The sequence below is a fragment of the Paenibacillus sp. O199 genome (assembly GCF_001636635.1).
Taxonomy (GTDB): domain Bacteria; phylum Bacillota; class Bacilli; order Paenibacillales; family Paenibacillaceae; genus Paenibacillus; species Paenibacillus marchantiae.
Genome location: NZ_LGRP01000017.1, coordinates 28,925 through 46,741 on the forward strand (window position 1 = coordinate 28,925; position 17,817 = coordinate 46,741).

Annotated in this window: 17 protein-coding genes; 14 read left to right on the forward strand and 3 right to left on the reverse strand. The window is 48.6% G+C overall.

All coding sequences use genetic code 11. The features are described 5' to 3' along the window. Positions 1-36 precede the first annotated feature (36 nt). From A6049_RS21785 to A6049_RS21820, 8 genes are all read left to right on the forward strand, one after another. Positions 37-1,176: a CgeB family protein gene (locus A6049_RS21785; protein ID WP_240321512.1), complete on the forward strand. Its 1,140-nt coding sequence runs from the start codon at positions 37-39 to the stop codon at positions 1,174-1,176. Between the two features lie 61 nt (positions 1,177-1,237). After that, positions 1,238-2,839: a glycosyltransferase family 4 protein gene (locus A6049_RS21790; RefSeq protein WP_063566668.1), complete on the forward strand. Its 1,602-nt coding sequence runs from the start codon at positions 1,238-1,240 to the stop codon at positions 2,837-2,839. Positions 2,840-2,853: 14 nt separating this feature from the next. After that, positions 2,854-3,945 (forward strand): non-hydrolyzing UDP-N-acetylglucosamine 2-epimerase, encoded by a 1,092-nt coding sequence (gene wecB, locus A6049_RS21795; RefSeq protein WP_063566733.1) that lies wholly within the window; start codon positions 2,854-2,856, stop codon positions 3,943-3,945. Then, positions 3,938-4,924 carry a polysaccharide biosynthesis protein gene (locus tag A6049_RS21800; protein WP_063566669.1) on the forward strand — a complete coding sequence of 329 codons (987 nt, stop codon included), beginning with the start codon at positions 3,938-3,940 and terminating at the stop codon, positions 4,922-4,924. Before wecB ends, A6049_RS21800 begins: the two co-directional genes overlap by 8 nt. Next, entirely contained in the window at positions 4,921-5,748 is an 828-nt protein-coding gene (locus A6049_RS21805; protein WP_063566670.1) for a dTDP-4-dehydrorhamnose reductase family protein, read from the forward strand. The genes A6049_RS21800 and A6049_RS21805 overlap by 4 nt, the downstream gene beginning before the upstream one ends. Then, positions 5,730-6,668, forward strand: a complete 939-nt coding sequence (locus A6049_RS21810) for an NAD-dependent epimerase/dehydratase family protein (RefSeq protein WP_063566671.1) — start codon at positions 5,730-5,732, stop codon at positions 6,666-6,668. The genes A6049_RS21805 and A6049_RS21810 overlap by 19 nt, the downstream gene beginning before the upstream one ends. Continuing rightward, a complete protein-coding gene (locus tag A6049_RS21815) occupies positions 6,668-7,384 on the forward strand; it encodes a glycosyltransferase (protein WP_063566672.1) in 717 nt (238 codons plus the stop codon). The genes A6049_RS21810 and A6049_RS21815 overlap by 1 nt, the downstream gene beginning before the upstream one ends. A gap of 231 nt (positions 7,385-7,615) precedes the next feature. Next, complete coding sequence (locus A6049_RS21820) at positions 7,616-8,332, forward strand: glycosyltransferase (RefSeq protein WP_063566673.1); 717 nt, start codon at positions 7,616-7,618, stop codon at positions 8,330-8,332. 137 nt (positions 8,333-8,469) lie between these two features. On the opposite strand, the gene A6049_RS33650 is transcribed toward A6049_RS21820, so the two are convergent. Beyond that, entirely contained in the window at positions 8,470-8,643 is a 174-nt protein-coding gene (locus A6049_RS33650; protein ID WP_162842453.1) for a hypothetical protein, read from the reverse strand. Then, a complete protein-coding gene (locus tag A6049_RS21825) occupies positions 8,640-9,878 on the reverse strand; it encodes a glycosyltransferase family 4 protein (RefSeq protein WP_063566674.1) in 1,239 nt (412 codons plus the stop codon). Before A6049_RS21825 ends, A6049_RS33650 begins: the two co-directional genes overlap by 4 nt. A 187-nt stretch (positions 9,879-10,065) precedes the next feature. On the opposite strand from A6049_RS21825, the gene A6049_RS21830 reads away from it, so the two are divergent. Next, the gene (locus A6049_RS21830; RefSeq protein WP_063566675.1) at positions 10,066-10,413 is read left to right on the forward strand and encodes a hypothetical protein; all 348 of its coding nucleotides are present in this window, start codon (positions 10,066-10,068) and stop codon (positions 10,411-10,413) included. Positions 10,414-10,675: 262 nt separating this feature from the next. Next, positions 10,676-12,163, forward strand: coding sequence for a DHA2 family efflux MFS transporter permease subunit (locus tag A6049_RS21840; protein ID WP_063566677.1), 1,488 nt, complete (start codon positions 10,676-10,678; stop codon positions 12,161-12,163). A gap of 75 nt (positions 12,164-12,238) precedes the next feature. Here the strand turns inward: A6049_RS21840 and A6049_RS21845 are convergent, their stop codons facing one another. After that, positions 12,239-13,312, reverse strand: coding sequence for a glycosyltransferase family 4 protein (locus A6049_RS21845; protein WP_162842454.1), 1,074 nt, complete (start codon positions 13,310-13,312; stop codon positions 12,239-12,241). Between the two features lie 248 nt (positions 13,313-13,560). Between A6049_RS21845 and A6049_RS21850 the strand changes: the two genes are divergently transcribed. From A6049_RS21850 to A6049_RS21865, 4 genes are read left to right on the forward strand one after another with little or no spacing between them, the layout of a single operon-like run. After that, the gene (locus A6049_RS21850) at positions 13,561-14,682 is read left to right on the forward strand and encodes an ABC transporter ATP-binding protein (RefSeq protein WP_063566678.1); all 1,122 of its coding nucleotides are present in this window, start codon (positions 13,561-13,563) and stop codon (positions 14,680-14,682) included. After that, entirely contained in the window at positions 14,679-15,395 is a 717-nt protein-coding gene (locus A6049_RS21855) for an ABC transporter permease subunit (RefSeq protein WP_063566679.1), read from the forward strand. The genes A6049_RS21850 and A6049_RS21855 overlap by 4 nt, the downstream gene beginning before the upstream one ends. A gap of 4 nt (positions 15,396-15,399) precedes the next feature. After that, positions 15,400-16,794 carry a GldG family protein gene (locus tag A6049_RS21860; RefSeq protein ID WP_063566680.1) on the forward strand — a complete coding sequence of 465 codons (1,395 nt, stop codon included), beginning with the start codon at positions 15,400-15,402 and terminating at the stop codon, positions 16,792-16,794. Further along, complete coding sequence (locus A6049_RS21865; RefSeq protein ID WP_063566681.1) at positions 16,791-17,810, forward strand: DUF4340 domain-containing protein; 1,020 nt, start codon at positions 16,791-16,793, stop codon at positions 17,808-17,810. Before A6049_RS21860 ends, A6049_RS21865 begins: the two co-directional genes overlap by 4 nt. Positions 17,811-17,817: the final 7 nt, after the last annotated feature.

A 17,817-nucleotide genomic window follows, 5' to 3' on the forward strand; every position in this document is an offset into this window, starting at 1 on the left:
AGAAAACCCTATCCCAAAAATAAAAGGAGTGGCGGTATGTCTCTCAAACACCGTAAAACGAGAAAGTCTCATGCACCAGTGCTCAGTCTGGCTGACCAAGCACGCAAAAACGGGCAACATGCCGGATATGATGCGGGCAAGGAAGAAGGATATTTACGTGGCCGTGCCAACTATATCGTCAATTGTGCACAGGAGCCATTGCCTTTCCGGCAGCTTCACGTGCTGTATGTATCTTCGGGTAAAGGATTCCCGTATTCCCCACTGGACGAAGCCATCATGGCAACATTGCAGGGCATGGTTGCCCAAGTAACTCTTTCCGATCCACGTCAGCCTGTATCCGAAATTGCGTTGCAAACCCGTCCTGACCTGGTGCTTGTGCTGGATGGCATGGATATTCCGCTGGAACATCTCGATGCGATTCGCCAAGCAGGCATTCAGACGGCAATTTGGCTCACGGATGATCCGTACTATACGGATATGACGCTTGAGACAGTACAGCATTTCGATCATGTGTTCACATTGGAACTGAACTGTGTCGAGTTGTACCGACAAAACGGCTGCCCTTCTGTTCACTACCTGCCCTTTGCTGCATTCACTAATCATTACTTCCCAATCACCACACCATCTGCATTACACCGGGATGTCAGTTTTATCGGATCGGCCTACTGGAACCGGGTGTATTTCTTCAATCCGATCATGGCACAGCTGATGTCACACAATACCGTATTTAATGGCATCTGGTGGGATCGCCTGCCTGACTATGCTGCTTACGGTGAGAAGATCGAACTGGGTCGCTGGATGAGTCCGCAGGAAACGAATGATGTCTATAACGGCACCAAAATTGTCATCAACCTTCACCGCTCCCATGAAGACGATTCCGTTAACAACAACCATGTTAAAATTTCACCAGCTTCCCCGAATCCGAGAACATTTGAAATTGCGGCGTCTACGACCCTTCAATTGACCGATGCGCGGGATGACCTGGCACGTTTCTATAAACCGGGTGTGGAGATCGAGACCTACTCTTCCCCTCAGGAGTTGCTCGATAAGGTTGAATACTACCTCACTCATGAGAAAGAGCGCCGTGAAATTGCACTTCGAGGGCTGGAACGGACATTGAAGGATCACACGTATGGCAAAAGAATCAACGAAATATTGAGCATTATATTCCCTTAATCTTGTCCGGAAGGAGGTGTGCACAGAACCCTGCATATTCGTATTCAGGGTCCGTGCGGCCATGGCGACTAAACCCAAACTCATGTTGTTTTCCCATGTGTGCAACACCCGCAGCATTACGGGTGCGGAGAAGCTGTTGCTTCATTTTATGAGGGAGATGGGTTCCATCTTTGATTGTGTACTCGTGGTTCCTCAGGAAGGAAAGCTTGCCGGACTTGCACGGAGATTCGATATCCAGGTCAAAGTATGCTTCCTGCCGATGCTTCACGGTGTGTACACACCTTACCGGGGGATTGCAACGGATGCAGAACAGCTTCGCCATAAACCAGCTTATCAGGACGTGGTCTCCCTCATCAGGGAGACTGCACCTGATCTGGTGTTAACGAATACCTGTGTCAATGTGATGCCTGCCGTAGCAGCGAAGTCTCTGCAAATTCCGGTGATCTGGAAGATTACCGAGATTATTGCGTTGAATGAACATACAAACGAAGCTGTACAGATGATTGAGCGTTACTCCGATTGGATCATAGGCATATCCGAAAGTGCAGTAGCACCATTCAAACAAGCCGGCATGAGTGCCAAATTAACCGTGATCTCCCCAACCTGGGACCCGGCCTTACCGGACCCGGAGCGATGGGTTCACTTGAGGGAACGCAAACGCAAAGAGCTTGGTTTTAAGCCATCACAGATCTGTATCGGTTACATCTCTTCCTTCATATATGATGCCAAAGGTCTGAAACCTTTTGTGGATATGGCTTTGCAATTGTGTGAAACCCATCCGCGCTGCCGTTTCTGGATTATTGGTACATCAGCGGACAAAAAGTACTATGACGAATGTGTATCACGGGTGAAAAAATCCGGTTATTATCGCAGATTTACCTTTACGCCGTTTGAAGAGAATGTATCTCTAGCCTATACGGCTATGGACATGGTGGTCATTCCGAGCATGGTCAAAGAAGGATTTGGCATGACCGCGCTGGAGGGGCTTTATTTCGCCAAACCGGTTATCGCTTTTGCCCAGGGCGGACTAAAGGAATTGTTGGAATCGGTAGGCAGCGGTGCATTTTTGGCCCCGGCCGGGGATTCTCAGGCGCTTACTACTCTGGCAACAACTCTGCTGAATGATCCTGAACTGGCCTCCGACACCGGTTGGCGTAATCGGACAGAAGCGGAAAAGCTGTACGGTATTGAAACCTACAGGGCAAAGCTGCATACGATGGTGACACAGTGGTTGATTCGTTTTCCCGGATGGTTTCCGTACATTCAGCCTCCGAATGGTCCAGTGTACGCATGGGGTGAGGGTCGTTTGCGAACCGTGCTGATTCTGGAACCGGCTTCGGTTCGGGCACGATTGTTCCCATTGACTGTGATTCAGGCGTTGCCACTCTCGCCCTTGCCTCCGCTTGCCATAGGTCAGCCTGTTCATGAAGATACAGAACCTCGCTCAAGCCATAGATCAGGACGAAGTCGTTACCCGCATTCAACCCACCGCAGCAGGATCCGTGACCGAATGAAACGAGGAACGGGAACAGGCAGGAGGAAGCTGAAGGCAAGCAAAAAGAGGAAACAACGTGTGCGCGTGGTGCAACCGACTGTTCGCAAACGTGCGCCTGGCAAAGCCAAACGAAGCCGGGTTCGCCGGAGATTATCCAATAGACGATGAAGGCAGGGATTACGATGAAGATCATGACGGTGCTGGGTACGCGACCTGAAATTATACGGCTCAGCCTGATCATTTCCAAGCTGGACCAGTACGCGTCCAAACATATTCTGGTACACACGGGACAGAACTTCACGGAAAGTCTCAGCGGTCTTTTCTTCAAGGAAATGGGCTTGCGTGCGCCGGACTACGTCCTTCAGGATGAAGCGGCCTCGTTGGGTCGACAGTTATCCTCGATGTTTACGCAAATGGAAGATTTATTAAATCAGGAGAAACCGGATAAAGTGCTGCTGCTCGGCGATACGAACAGTGCATTATGTGCTGTTCTGGCTGAACGGATGGGCATACCCGTCATTCATATGGAAGCAGGCAATCGATGCTTTGACCTGGATGTGCCCGAAGAGAAAAATCGCAGGGTTATCGACGCCATTTCCACCATTAATATGCCGTATACCGAACAGAGTAAGAAACATCTGATTAGTGAAGGGGTACCTAGTCGCCGAATTGTGCTGACAGGGAACCCGATCTATGAAGTGATGCGTCACTACGACGCACAGGTAAGTTCCAGCAAAATACTGAAGAAATTGAAGCTGAAGTCCGGGCAATATTTTTTGGTTACGGCCCACCGGGCGGAGAATGTGGATCACCCTCCTCATTTGCTGGAGATTATGAAAGGTTTGAATCAGGTTGCTGAAGAACATGCCATGCGAGTCATATGCAGCATTCACCCTCGAACGGCTATTCGAATCGCCGAGCATCTGCAACTGGAGATGCACCCGCTGGTGGAATTTCACGAACCATTCGGTTTTTTCGACTTCGTGATGCTGGAGCGACATGCACGCTGTGCACTTACGGATAGTGGTACCGTACAAGAGGAGTGCTGCATCATGGGTGTGCCAACGGTAACCATGCGTCGCACGACAGAACGACCGGAGACGGTGGATTGCGGCAGCAATGTGGTCTCAGGTCTGGATGCGGAGCGTATTGCGGGTTGTGTGAAAGTAATGACCGAAATGTCAAACGACTGGGATTGTCCACAAGGCTACAAAGCAACCGATGTATCCAGTAAAGTGGTCAAATTTCTGCTTGGAGGGAAATTGCATGTTTGAAAATAAGCGTATACTCGTGACTGGCGGTACGGGATCATGGGGTTATGAACTTGTGGCTCAACTGCTGCCCCAGCAGCCCAAGGAGATTATCGTTTACTCCCGGAATGAGTCCAGCCAAGTGGCGATGAGTCGTGAATTCGAAGACTCGCGTCTTCATTTTCGCATTGGTGATATTCGAGACAAGGATGCTTTAACCGTTGCATGTCAACATGTGGATTATGTATTTCATCTCGCAGCACTCAAGCATGTACCGGTGTGTGAAGACCAACCTTATGAAGCACTCAAAACCAATGTGATCGGAACACAAAATGTCATCGAAGCTGCGATTGAAAATAATGTAGAAAAAGTCATTTACATCTCGACCGACAAGGCCGCCAATCCATCCAATTTCTACGGCATGACAAAGGCGATCGGTGAGAAGTTGATCGTATATGCCAATCTGCTTCACAGCAATACGCGGTTTGTCACCGTACGTGGTGGCAATGTACTTGGAACGAACGGCAGTGTCGTGCACTTATTCAAAAATCAGATTCGATCCAAAGGCCAAGTATCCATCACGGATATGAAAATGACTCGATTTTTTCTCACGCTGAAAGATGCGATCACTTTGCTGTTCAAAGCTTCGGTGGAAAGTGTCGGTGGTGAGATTTTTGTCATGACGATGCCAACGTGCAAAATCGTAGATCTGGCAGAAGTACTGATTGAGGACTCAGGTGTGGAGAATGTCTCCATTGTGGAGCGTGGTACTCGGCCAGGTGAGAAGATTCACGAGATTCTGATGAGTGAATTCGAGAGCATGACCACAGTGGTATACGATGAGCAATACTTGGTGATCTTGCCTACACTCGGCATACCGGGGTTGAAGGAGCATTATACGAACTGTCCTCCAGTATCCTTCAGCAGCTTCAGTTCCGAGCATCAGCTAATGACCAAACAGGAGATTCGTGACATTCTGCAACGCGGAGGGTTCCTGTCATGAAGTTGTTGATACTTGGGGGAAACGGAATGGCCGGCCATATTATGGTCGACTATTTCCGCCGTCAAGGCGTCCACAGCGTCTTCTATACGACCCGAGATGTATCGGACCCTAATGGTCTTCTGTTGGATGTAAATGACTGCTTTATGGTTGACCGTCTGGTGGAGGTGGTGCACCCGGATGTCATCGTTAACGCGGTGGGTGTTTTGAACAGTTTTGCAGATGAAGACAAAATTACCGCTTATCATATTAATGGATTTCTGCCGCATCGTTTGCGGCGGATCGCTGACACGATCGGTGCACGTCTGATCCACATCAGTACAGATTGTGTGTTTAGTGGGGACCGGGGGGCGTACCGGGAGGATGATGTTACCGATGGAACATCTGCCTATGCAATCACGAAAGCACTGGGTGAAGTTCAGGATGCGGGTCATCTGACGATCCGTACGTCCATTATAGGACCCGAAATTCGGAAAGGCGGCATTGGTCTGATGCATTGGTTCATGTCCTGCACAGGTGAGGTTGGCGGATATGCACGCGTCTTCTGGAATGGGGTGACCACCCTTGAACTGGCCAAATGGGTAGATCATTATCTGGCATCTCCGGTCAGTGGTCTAATCCATCTGGCTCATCCGGTGCCTGTCAGCAAGCATGACCTGCTTGTGCTGTTCAAGCAGATATGGGATAAACAGGATGTTGTTATCTTACCCGATGATAGCGTTGTGCAGGACCGCACGTTAGTTTCCACACGTGAGGATGTGAAGACAGACCTTCCGGATTATTCTACGATGCTGAAGGAGCTGGCATTATGGATGGAGCAGAGCTAACAGGCAAAAAGGTACTGATCACGGGTGCTTCTGGCTTCACTGGTCGGCATGCGGTTGCTTATTTCAAGGCAGCCGGTACGGTAGTCGCAGCAGTGGTCAGGCGGTCAGGTATACATTCGTTTGGCGATGGTGTGGCTGTACATGTCTGTGATCTTAACGATAAGCAGCAAGTCCGCCTTCTGATTGAAGAAGTGAAGCCGGATTATGTGCTGCATCTTGCAGGTAAAAATTCCGTGCCCGATTCGTGGTCCAATCCGCTGCTGGTGCTAGAGACTAATGTGATGGCTGTTCTCTATTTGCTGGATGCACTAAGAAGCTGTCCGGCGGCACGGACCGTTATTGTGGGCTCCCGATTAAAGTATACTCCTGAACCCGGTCGGCCACCGCAGCCTCCGCACCCGTATAGTCTCAGCAAAGCATTAGAGGAAATGGTATCTCTATCATGGATGTCTCTTTTTGGACAGCAGATTATGCTGGCCGAGCCGGGGAATCTGATCGGGGCAGGCCCTTCAACGGGCATATGTTCGCTGCTGGCACGTCATATTGTTGCCTGTGAACAGGAAGGTAAGACGGAGGCCTTTCGTCTATCCGGCCGGGATAATACCCGTGATTTTCTAGATGTGCGGGACGCAGTCCGGGCCTATGCAACCTTGCTTGTTCAAGGCACAACGGGCAACGTATATCCGGTTGTATCGGGCACCGAGCGCAGCCTCGGAGAGATTGCGGATACGCTGCTAACCATGACCGAAGCGGAGGTGCCGGTACGCTGGGACGGAGCTTCTTCCGGGCCGGACGGGGCGGGAGATCAGGAGGAGTTCTCGGCACTGCGCAAGTTGGGCTGGCAGCCGCTGATTCCATTTACCCAATCTCTTCAGGACATTCTGAGCGATGTTCGTACTCAGCAGGGGAGGGCGACTTAATGAATCCGAGCGTGTCCATTGTCATTCCGTTTTACAATGATCCTTATGTACCTCAAGCGATCCAGAGTGCACTGAACCAGACATATACCGATGTGGAGATCATTATCGTCAACGATGGCTCTACCCGGAATGAAGAACTGCTTCAGCCGTATCTTCCCTACATTTATGTTCTTGGCAAAAGCAACGGCGGTACAGCTTCGGCTCTGAATCACGGCATTCGTCATGCTTCCGGGGACTATATCGCCTGGCTGAGTTCAGATGACCTCTTATATCCAGATAAGATTCGTCATCAGGTTGAATTTATGCAACGGGAGAATGCGCTCATCTCACATACCAACTTTAATTACATTAATGAGCACTCTACAGTGACCAAGCTGAACGGTGGAGCTCAAGCGATGGCCGAACCGGATTGGCTGCGCCTCTTCGTAAACGGCAATCCGGTGAATGGCTGTACCGTGATGATCCGCAGGGATCTGTTTAGTGGGGTGGGTCTGTTCGATGAACTATTGCCTTATACGCATGATTTGGATCTATGGATGCGTATTCTGCTGAACGGCCATCGTTTTCCATATCTGAATGAATCGCTTACGGCATATCGTCGGCACGGGGGAATGGGGACGGTACGTCACGCGGATGCCATCGGCCGAGAGGCCTCTATGGTATGGTCCAGATATCGGGAGCCTTTGTTGCAGCGCATTGCTGCCATGGGAGGATAAAGAACTTTGGTGGGGGTTATGGAGGCCGTGAGCTGGCCGAATAACGCCCTCTTTATTTATATGCATTTCGATCTATATCTTAATGATGGAAAGCCGCTCTTTGGATTGATGCAAAATGCTCCATGTGCGTAATTTATACGTCGCTATGCAACAGATGCCTGATACCTAACGGACCTATCTACATATAATAGGGAGAATGGTATTATTCACGCGGGGAAAGGGGAGGACCAAATGGAGCCGAAAGTATCAATTGTCATTCCTTTTTATAATTGCGCGTACATCGAGCAGGCTGTTCACAGCGCCATTCACCAGACGTATCCGCATATTGAGGTCATTGTGGTGGATGACGGCTCTACGAAGCATGTGGAGCGGCTGCAACCATTCATGGATCGCATTCGCTATATTCGAAAAAAGAATGGTGGAACAGCAACCGCGTTAAACGAGGGAATTAAGCAGGCGACAGGTGATTACTTTGTCTGGCTCAGCTCCGATGATGTAATGTTGCTGGACCGGGTAGAGAAACAACTGAAGTTCATGCTTGACGTTAAGGCTTCGTTCTGTCACGGGGCTTATCATTATGTTGATGCGAACAGCGTATGGATGGACACGGTGAGACCAGAAGTAGGGAGTCGTCTGGAGATGCTTCAGGTACTGACCGAAGGTTGCCCAATCAACGGTTGCACCGTGATGCTTGAGATGGATGCATTTCGAAAGTTCGGCTTATTTGACACCGATTTTCGCTACACGCATGACTATGAGATGTGGTTGAGACTGTTTCCGCTCTATGAGCTGTTCTATTACAATGAGCCACTGATGTGTTATCGGGTTCATGAATCGATGGGAACCAAGAAGCACTTCGAGGCATTAAAAGCCGAGATGGAACTTGTTCAAGCGAAGCATCGGCCCGTTTTACTTAATCTGCTGCAGGTTGGCGGTTACTGGAAGTAGAGGCTAGAAGTCTTGGAATCACGAATGCTAGACATATGAACCTAACTGCAATAAAAAGAGGGTATTCGGTTGCCGTTAAGTGATTGCGGCACGAACGAATATCCTCTTATTTGTTCCTGTTTGTAAAATACTTGATTCTAATTTTTCTCGGATGTGAGAATGTGCATGGTTGCCGGATCAGGGAAAACGTACCCTTTGGGCAGCTTCCTCATTAATTCGTTCATTACAGCGTAATCTACCTCAATATGTGTCGTCGACACAGGGATGGAGAACCAACGATTATACAAATCACTGGGGACGAGCAATGTCATATCCTCTGACCTCCCAACTGAATGGCTTCCTGGTAGACATGCAGGGTGCGCAATCCCATCTCGTCCAGTGATCGATGTTGTTCAGCCCATGCTTTGGCTGCTGCTCCTACCTTTGCACGGGTGGCACCATCCTGCAGAAGGGCATTTAACAGTGCGCTAAGAGCTTCGACATCCTGTGGTGGCACGACCCAACCAGTATGTTCAGGCTGCACCATCTCAGGCATACCTGCCGTACCGCTTACAATGACAGGCAATCCGGCGAGCTGAGCCTCTGTAACCGAGAAAGGCTGCGTATCCTGCAAGCTGGGCTGTACATAAATGTCAGCATGGCGTAAGAATGAAGGGATGTTGTCTAGTTTACCCCAGAAAACGATGTCAGCACCTACTCCAAGATCATTGGCTAGGGAGCGCAAATCCTCCATCAGATTGCCTTCCCCAGCAATCCAGCAGATCCAATCCGAGCGATTCTTCTTCAGGCTGGAGAGCGCTTTAACCAGAATATGAACCCCTTTGATGTGCTCCAGTCTGCCCGTAAAGGCGATCACTTTTTTGCCCGCTGGCTTCCTCTGACGGAACTTGACTGCTGCTTGGGCACGGTAGGCTGGAATATCCACAGCATAAGGAATAATTCGAAATTTGGACTCGGGAACATGGAGGTCCGTAAGGGTGCTCTTAATCCAATGGCTGGAGACCAGAATAAGCTGGGATTGCTCAGCACTTCGCTCTTCCAGTGACAGGAAGTAACGTCCACGTGTGGATTGCAAATATTCGGGAAGCGTGAGCTTCGCGTTAGAGTTTTGAGCATCGTAAAAGGCTTCGCGCGCAAGCGCTCCGTGATAACTCGTTACCATGGGTGTATTGCGGTTTAATATACGTCTCATCGCGACCGCTGCTACCGGGTCTTGCGCATGGATGACATCGTAATGATCAACGCCGAGATAGGCGGCTCCCATTTCAAAGGCATACCTGTTCAATTCATAATAAGCCACGAGAGAATCGGCAGTGAATTGAGGCAAATCTGTCGGATTAAGTTTGGCTTGAAGCATGGGCCATACTTTATCTTTGGAGAAGGAACGATTGAGATTGCGAATGTATACTTCATTTTTGGCTCCGTTGGTGCCCATAATATCCACCTCTACGCCAAGAGCCATCAGCCTGTCAGCTAGCTGTTTCACATATGTCCATATTCCACCCATCTGTGTAAGCTCCCAATAGGTCACGAGCAGAACTCTCATAGGTACCTCCTTGTCACGGCCTGCACAGGCCGATCTTCTATCCTGTTAGTCTATGAAAAAAAGCAGACGAAAGGGTGGGCATTTCCGTGGAATTGATTAAAATGGGTGATTGCAAATAGCAATGGACGAGAGCAGGCATACCATATCTAGAGAAAGGTTCAACTCTACTCTACAGGAGGGATATACCGTGGCCGCATATGTGCTGGAGATTCACGAAAACTTGCTGCAAACCGTTGTTCCGGTGAGATATATGGACATTGAATTGTCATTTGTGGGGAATGACGATGTGGATATCTTTGTCGGAGGAATCAGTCACACCCATGGGGAGTTGTATCGCTATCTTTGTCGGATTGGGGCGGATACGGGAAATCACATTATTCATAATCTCGCGGTCTCATCCGATCCATCCGAACTACGCATCATTAGCAACAGTTCTATACCAAGTCATCTGGTTATTCGCATGTACTGCAGAAGTCACCAAGGCCAGACCCTGGGTATACTTTCGGAGCATCAGATGATCAAATTGGCAGATTAGCAAAGATCACCATAATGAGCATCGATTAACCAAATGGGTGGAGCAGGATAAGACCTGGTCCATTTTTTGGCATACATACGTGATCCGTTATCCAATAAAAAATAGCTTGACAGCAAAGGTATTTTCATTAGAATTAACCTATGCTCAAACAAGAGTTTAAAACGACGGTTTAAAACAAGAGTTTGAAACGTCGTGAATATAAGGCCAATGGAGAGGCACATACAAAGATAATGCCTCCAGGCCGGAAAAGAGAGTGGAGAGATTGAAACAACAAACAGCAGTACCCCAGGACCCGGCGGAATTCTCGATTAAAACGATTATTCTGCCGCTACTGGCTATTATCGTCGGGATGATTATGGTCATCTTGGACAGCACGGTGGTTAACGTGGCGATTCCGAATCTGGTTCAATATTTTGAGACCGATCTGAAGACCATTCAATGGACGGTTACAGGTTACACGTTGGCCTTGTCAGCCGTCATTCCGCTGGCGGGATGGTTGACCGACCGATTCGGTGCCAAAAGAGTATTTCTGTTCACGATTGCGATGTTTACTCTGGGTTCGGTCTTATGTTCGATCGCGCAATCGCCTGAACAATTAATTATTTACCGTATCATTCAGGGACTTGGCGGAGGCATGGTTGCTCCGATTGGTATGGCGATGGTATTCCGCCTGGCTCCTCCTGAAAGAAGAGGTTCTATCATGGGTATGCTCGGGATTCCGATGCTGTTGGCTCCTGCACTGGGTCCGGTATTATCGGGCTGGTTCATTGAATCATTCAGCTGGCACTGGATCTTCCTGATCAATCTGCCGATTGGTATTGCCGCTTTTATTCTATGTATCAAATTCCTGCCGGATACGGATCGTGGACGCACGCCTGCGCTTGATCTGCTCGGTATGATTCTGGCACCAATCGCATTCTCGATGCTCGCATACGGTGTAAGTGAAGGCGGAACAAGCTGGACGTCTGCAACAACACTGACAGGTGTGATTGTCGGAGGCGTGGCGCTGATCCTGTTCGTTATCGTGGAACTTCGTCACAAAAATCCGCTGTTGGAACTTCGGGTGTTCAAATCATCTGATTTCACACGGGGTATTATTCTGGCATGGGTATCACAAGTCGCTTTGTTTGGGGCGATGATTTTGATCCCACTTTATCTGCAACAAATCAAAGGCTACACTGCATTGGAAACAGGACTCATTCTGCTCCCGCAGGCGCTGGCTTCGGGTGTGGGTATGCCACTTGGTGGACGTTTGTTTGATAAAATTGGTGCAAGACCACTTGCTTTCGTGGGTCTGGGTATCATCTCGGGTGCACTGTTCATTCTGTCTTCAATTACGGCGGAAACGGGCCTTGGTCTGATCATTCTTAGCCTTGTCATGATGGGATTGGGTATGGGCTTCTCCATGATGCCACTCAATACGCATGTACTGAATGCTGCTCCACGTAAGCTGGTAGGTCGGGTTACCCCGCTTACTGCTGCTGCACAACAAGTGGTTGTGTCCTTTGCAGTTGCTGGCCTGACTGGATTCCTGACCTCCCATATTGCAAGCAATACAGCTGGAGCTACTGACGCTACAGGTATGGTGAATGGATTAGTGGCTGGTTTTAACGACACCTTCTTCCTGGCCGCGTGTATTGCCTTGTTTGGATGCCTGCTCAGTCTGATTCTGCGCAAACCAAAACGGATGGAGGAAGATACCCTTCAAACAGGGGATCAACCTGATCCTGCAATGATGATGGGACACTAATTTTTATAAGCCGATCTTAAGAAAATAAATTAAGGCAGTTCAGAGCATCCTTCTGAACTGCCTTTTTTGTTTTGTTTAAAAGAAAATGCTCAAGGCTGTCATCATTTCTCGAAATGAAGTGGCGTAACGATCAGGGGAGAAGGAGATGGCCATATGCTGTCTGCCCTGAATACGTATATACTCCCGCAGCTTTTTGTTGCGCATAAGGTCTGCAGCTTCGGATACAGCCGTATTCACGTTGCCAATCGGATAGAATTTACCCGTTCGGTTATGTGTAATAAAGGACCTTACGCCATCCGAATCGGTACTGAGTACCGGACAGCCGCAGCTGATGGCTTCAGCAACGGCGTATCCAAAGCCTTCAAGCAGCGATGTAGATAGCATGATACCCCCGGAAGCTGCAACCATGGAGTAGAATGTAGGCATCTGGGAATGGGGCACGTTGATAAAGATGCCAATCCGATCTTCAAGCCCGTACTCCGCAAGCATGTGTCGGAACATGACCTCGTCCTCGGGATTAGCCAAGGTCGGATCGTGGAACAACCATAGTCTGGCTTTTGGAATTTTTTTAATGATTTCACTGGATATCATCAAATATTCCCGCCAGTTTTTGTTGTGTTCAAGCCTTCCTACCCATGCAATTACTGGATAGGGAGGGGTATCCACCGAAATTGGGGCAAAGGTATTGGTATCCAGCATATTGGGAATGACAAACCGGTGAAGCCATGGGCACATATGGATGAACAGCTCCAGTAAATGATCCGTTGGAGGAATGAGCGCAGCATTACAGTGGGCTTGCAGATAAGGTACTCCCATCTGAATGGTTTCCATAGCTTGCTCACGTGTCCCAAGTCCCTGTGCTTCATAGATAATGCGTCCTTTATACCCGAGGGCTCTTAATCTGCCCGGCATGGCAATATCGGAGGTAACAATAATGGCATCATAACGATGATGATGAATCAAACTGTGAATTTCCTCATCACTGGAAGCGGTGAAGACCGGCGTGCTGGTATTGTTCTGCATTCCCGAGCCAGGGTACAGATACAATACATGCGCTTCGATGCCATGGCGTTGCAGAACGGCTGTGCGCAATCGATTTAAAGTATCCACACCGCCGCTTGGAACAAAAAATGTGAATAGTACTTTCACACGGTTCACCCTCTGACTTTTGTGCAGGTGCTCATGCTCCTGTACTTTAAGGTACGTTGCCCCAGAGTGCAGGGTGTGGGTGAATGAAGTGTTGTTCACATTTTAGACACATATTTTTAAGCTCTCTTTTAAGTGACTTTAAGCTGCATTTAGGATACAACACGTAAGATACAAGGAACTTCCCGTGTTGACCATCAGAAGAAAGCGATGATGGCACACGGGTATTTTAACGGGAAAGGATGAATGATGTGCTCGAAGTGAAACAGGTAAGCAAAGTATTTGATGGACGGCGCGGCGTGCATCAACTGGATTTCACAATGGAGCGCGGTGAGATTGTTGGATTTTTGGGACCGAATGGTGCCGGGAAAACCACCACGATGCGAATGATTACAGGCTATTTACATCCAACGGCAGGCTCCATTGTAGTGGATGGCATCTCAGTGCACGATCAGGGCAGGAGCGTCCGTTCCAAGATTGGTTATCTGCCGGAGACACCGCCGCTTTATCCAGATATGACGGTACAGTCGTATCTGAAGTTCGTCGCTAATCTGAGGGATGTCCCGACACGTGAAGTGAAATTGCGAATCAGTGAAATGGTGAGCAGGCTGGGTCTTCAAGGTCGTGAGAAGCAATTGGTTCGCGGGCTGTCCAAAGGGTACAAGCAGCGTCTGGGTCTGGCTGGAGCCATTATTCACAAGCCGGATCTGCTCGTGCTGGATGAGCCGACTTCAGGACTTGATCCAAATCAGATTATGGAGATACGGGATCTGATCCGTGAACTGGGTGAGAATCATACAGTGCTGCTCAGTACACATATTTTGCCGGAAGTGAGCACGTTGTGTAATCGCATGTTGATTATTAATCAGGGACAGCTCGTATTGGACGGTTCACCGCAGCATTTTGGCTCAGCGATGGGGGATCAGTTCAAGGTGTCCATTGAAGTGAAGGCAACAGAGCAGCAATTACATAATGTGCTGACACCATGGGAGAAGGTACGGAGTGAAGTCATTCAAGCAGCAGATGGACAGACCTCCACTGGTTCTACTGATACGGTCAAAATGCTGCTTACCGGTGAATCTTCCGAGGATTATCGAGAAGAACTGTTCTATCTTTTGTCTGGTGCAGGCTTGCCGATCCTGGAGATGAAGAAAGAAAATCTCAGTCTGGAACAGATTTTCCTGAAGCTGACCACAACGGAAACGGAATCCGAAGTGAAACTGGCAACGCAGGAGACTGAAGCTGATAGAGTGCAGCTCGCCAATCAGGCAACAGAAGAAGAGGCCAATTTGGACACCACTTCAGATCTGAAGCAATCGACTAAGTCCGAGAGCGCTTCATCTGATTCTCACACAGGGGAGGGTTCCAAATGAGACGAATGATGGCGGTTTGCAATAAAGAACTGCAGGCATACTTCCTGTCACCGACGTCGTATTTCGCTTTTGCCGTATATGTACTGATGACAAGTTTGCTGTTCTATTCCAGCTTTGTGTATTACCAGCCAAGCATTGTGGATTATCGCCTGGTGCTCGGAGACACGTTATCCATGCTGCTGTTTGTGGTGCCGTTGCTGACGATGCGACTGGTGGCAGAGGAATTCCGGCAGGGAACGGACGAACTGTTGTTGACTTCACCTGCACGGGTGACCGAGATTATTTTCGGTAAATATTTGGCGTCACTCGCCATTCTTGTTGTACTTATCCTGTGCAGTCTCGTTTATCCGTTTATTATGTCCTTCTTTGGTGAACTAGATCTGACATCCGTATGGTTGTCTGCACTGGGTCTCTTTTTCCTGGGCGGAAGCATGATGGCGATTGGACTGTTTGCTTCCACGTTATCTCAGCACCAGATGGTGTCTGCGGTAGCCGGTTTTATTATTTTGCTCGTATTGTGGATGCTTGATTCATTTGCAGGCAATTCCGGATCTACGTTACAGCAATGGCTGGATCCATTTGCGTTGACGAACCGGTTTGACAGCTTCACGAAGGGTGTACTTAGTGGCCCAGATATATTGTATTACGTGACGCTCTCAGGTGTGTTTCTGCTATTAAGCATTCAAATTGTGGAACGGAAGCGGTGGAGGTGAGAAGATGAAAAAATGGTTGAGTCATACCAACAGTACCGTGCTGTCTGTAGCGGTGATTGGCATCTTTATTTTGCTGACCCTGTTTCTGAATTCGCTTGGCGGCTTCCAACTGGATCTGACCTCGAATAAACAATATACCTTGTCAGACCAGTCTCTTACCGCGATCAAAAATGTAAAAGAAGACGTCAACATTCTGGTATTAACCGTCGAAAATGCGAATAATACGGTCTTGAACCGCGAAGTATCGGATATGGTTCAGGAATATACAAAACGCAACAGTAAACTGACGATGAAGCAATACAATCTGACGCAGGAGCCTACACTGGCCTCCAAATATGGCATCACAGGCAGCTCCATTGTATTAGAGCAGGGCGATCAGCATAAAGTCATTGATATCGCCAGTCTATTCACGGCTGTCGGGGATGGAAGCGATGGATCGTACCAGTTCACAGGTGAGGAAAAGCTGACACAAGCCCTTATGAATCTGTCTTCCACGGAGATGCACAAGATGGTTTTCCTGACAGGACATGAAGAGCTCGGCCTGGATCAACTGACTACACTGCGCTCATCTCTGGAACAGAATAATATCACGACTGAAGAACTTCAGCTGAATCAGGCAGGTCAGGTTCCGGAAGATGCGGATGTACTCGCGATTATTGGACCACAGCGGGATATTAGTGATACAGAATTGAAGGCTATTCGGACTTATCTAAGTAACGGAGGAAAATTGCTGTTATCCCTCGGTTTTCATGAAGACATGAAGTTGACTTGGAAAAATATCGATGCACTCATGACGGATTATGGCGTGGTTGATGAGCATGCAGTCATGGTGGATAATCAGCAAGCCAGCACAATGGGCCCACTGTGGGTTGTGCCGGAGTATGGCACACATGCCATCACGGATAAACTATCAGAAAGCAAACTTTACCCGATATTATCTTTGTCCATTGCTTTGACGAGCAAAGAACAGGATAAATACACCTTGTCGCCGCTCATTCATTCATCGGATGACAGTTATGGCGAGACGAACATTGCAGGTTTATTGCAAAACGAAACAACCAACGATCCGGATCAGGATGTACAAGGTCCTGTTGAGCTTGGATATGCGGTGGATACAACAGATGGCAAACCGAAGGCTGTAATTCTGGGTTCATCTATTTTCATGCAGGACTCGGAAATAGTGAACGGTGGGAACCGAGATTTTATTCTGAATACCGTCAATTATTTAAGTGAAAAAGAAGATGGATTAACGATCCGGCCACGGGTGCAATCCGGTTATCAAACGGCGTACCTGGATGGTAAACAAGCCAGAACCATTTTCTTCGTGGCGATTGTCGCATTCCCGCTCATCTTTGTTATGATAGGTGTACTCTTATGGTGGAGGCGCAGACGCGTATGAAAAAATGGGTTCCAACGATTCTAGTCTTATTGGTCTTGATTATCGGGTGGGTCTATGCGGCCAGTCAGAATTATTTTCGTGAAGAGGAAGCGGAGAAGGTCAAGTTACTTGGTATTAAGTCTGCCGATATACAGTCCATCACGATTCATGATAACAATACAGACACATCAGGTGCTTCAAACCCCTCATCTTCACAATTGGAACTAAAAAATGGCGTGTGGAGTATGGTGGAACCCAAGGCATATCCTCTGAATGGGTATACGGTTAGCAGCTGGCTTGATGCCTTAAGTGGTGCAAATCAGGAACTGGTTGTGGAGGAAGAGCCGAAGGATCTCGCCAAATATGGATTGGGTTCAGATGCAACGTTGCTGGATATCCAACTGAAGGATAACCGTGAGATCAAACTGAGCATCGGTGGTCAGCTGCCAGCAGATGACGCTCGTTATGTGCGAGTAGACTCTGGACCTGTCGTAGCAGTACAAACGGAATCCATAAGTAATATAGAAAAATCACGGCAGGATCTGCTGGATACAACTCCGTTTAATCTGGATGAAACCAATGTCACTACGCTGGAATGGGAAGGCGAAGCAGCCACCTGGATGCTCAAATCTTCCTCCGAGGAAGGTGCGGCAGAGCAGACGTGGAAGCTTAATGGTGAAGCGGTTGAAGCTACCGATGCTGTATCGCTGATTGGCAAAATTAAAAACCTGTCCACAGCTGACGATGTGCGCAAAGCCTCTGAACTGAAAGGCACCGTGCCACGCTTTACTTTATCTGTTGAGCAGACGGTTAATGGAGAAGCTGTTACGGATGTGTACCGGGGACTTACTATTCCATCAGAACCGGATCAGATCTGGGTAGTCACACCGGACGGTAAGTGGGCCTATCCGATGGATGCAGCTAGTCTGAAGGAAGCAGAGCAATTTCCGAATTCGATCAAAAAATCAGAATCAGATGCAACCTCTTCTTCGAGTGGAGAAGGTGCTGATGCGAATTCCTCATCCACATCCAAGTAAGGGAATG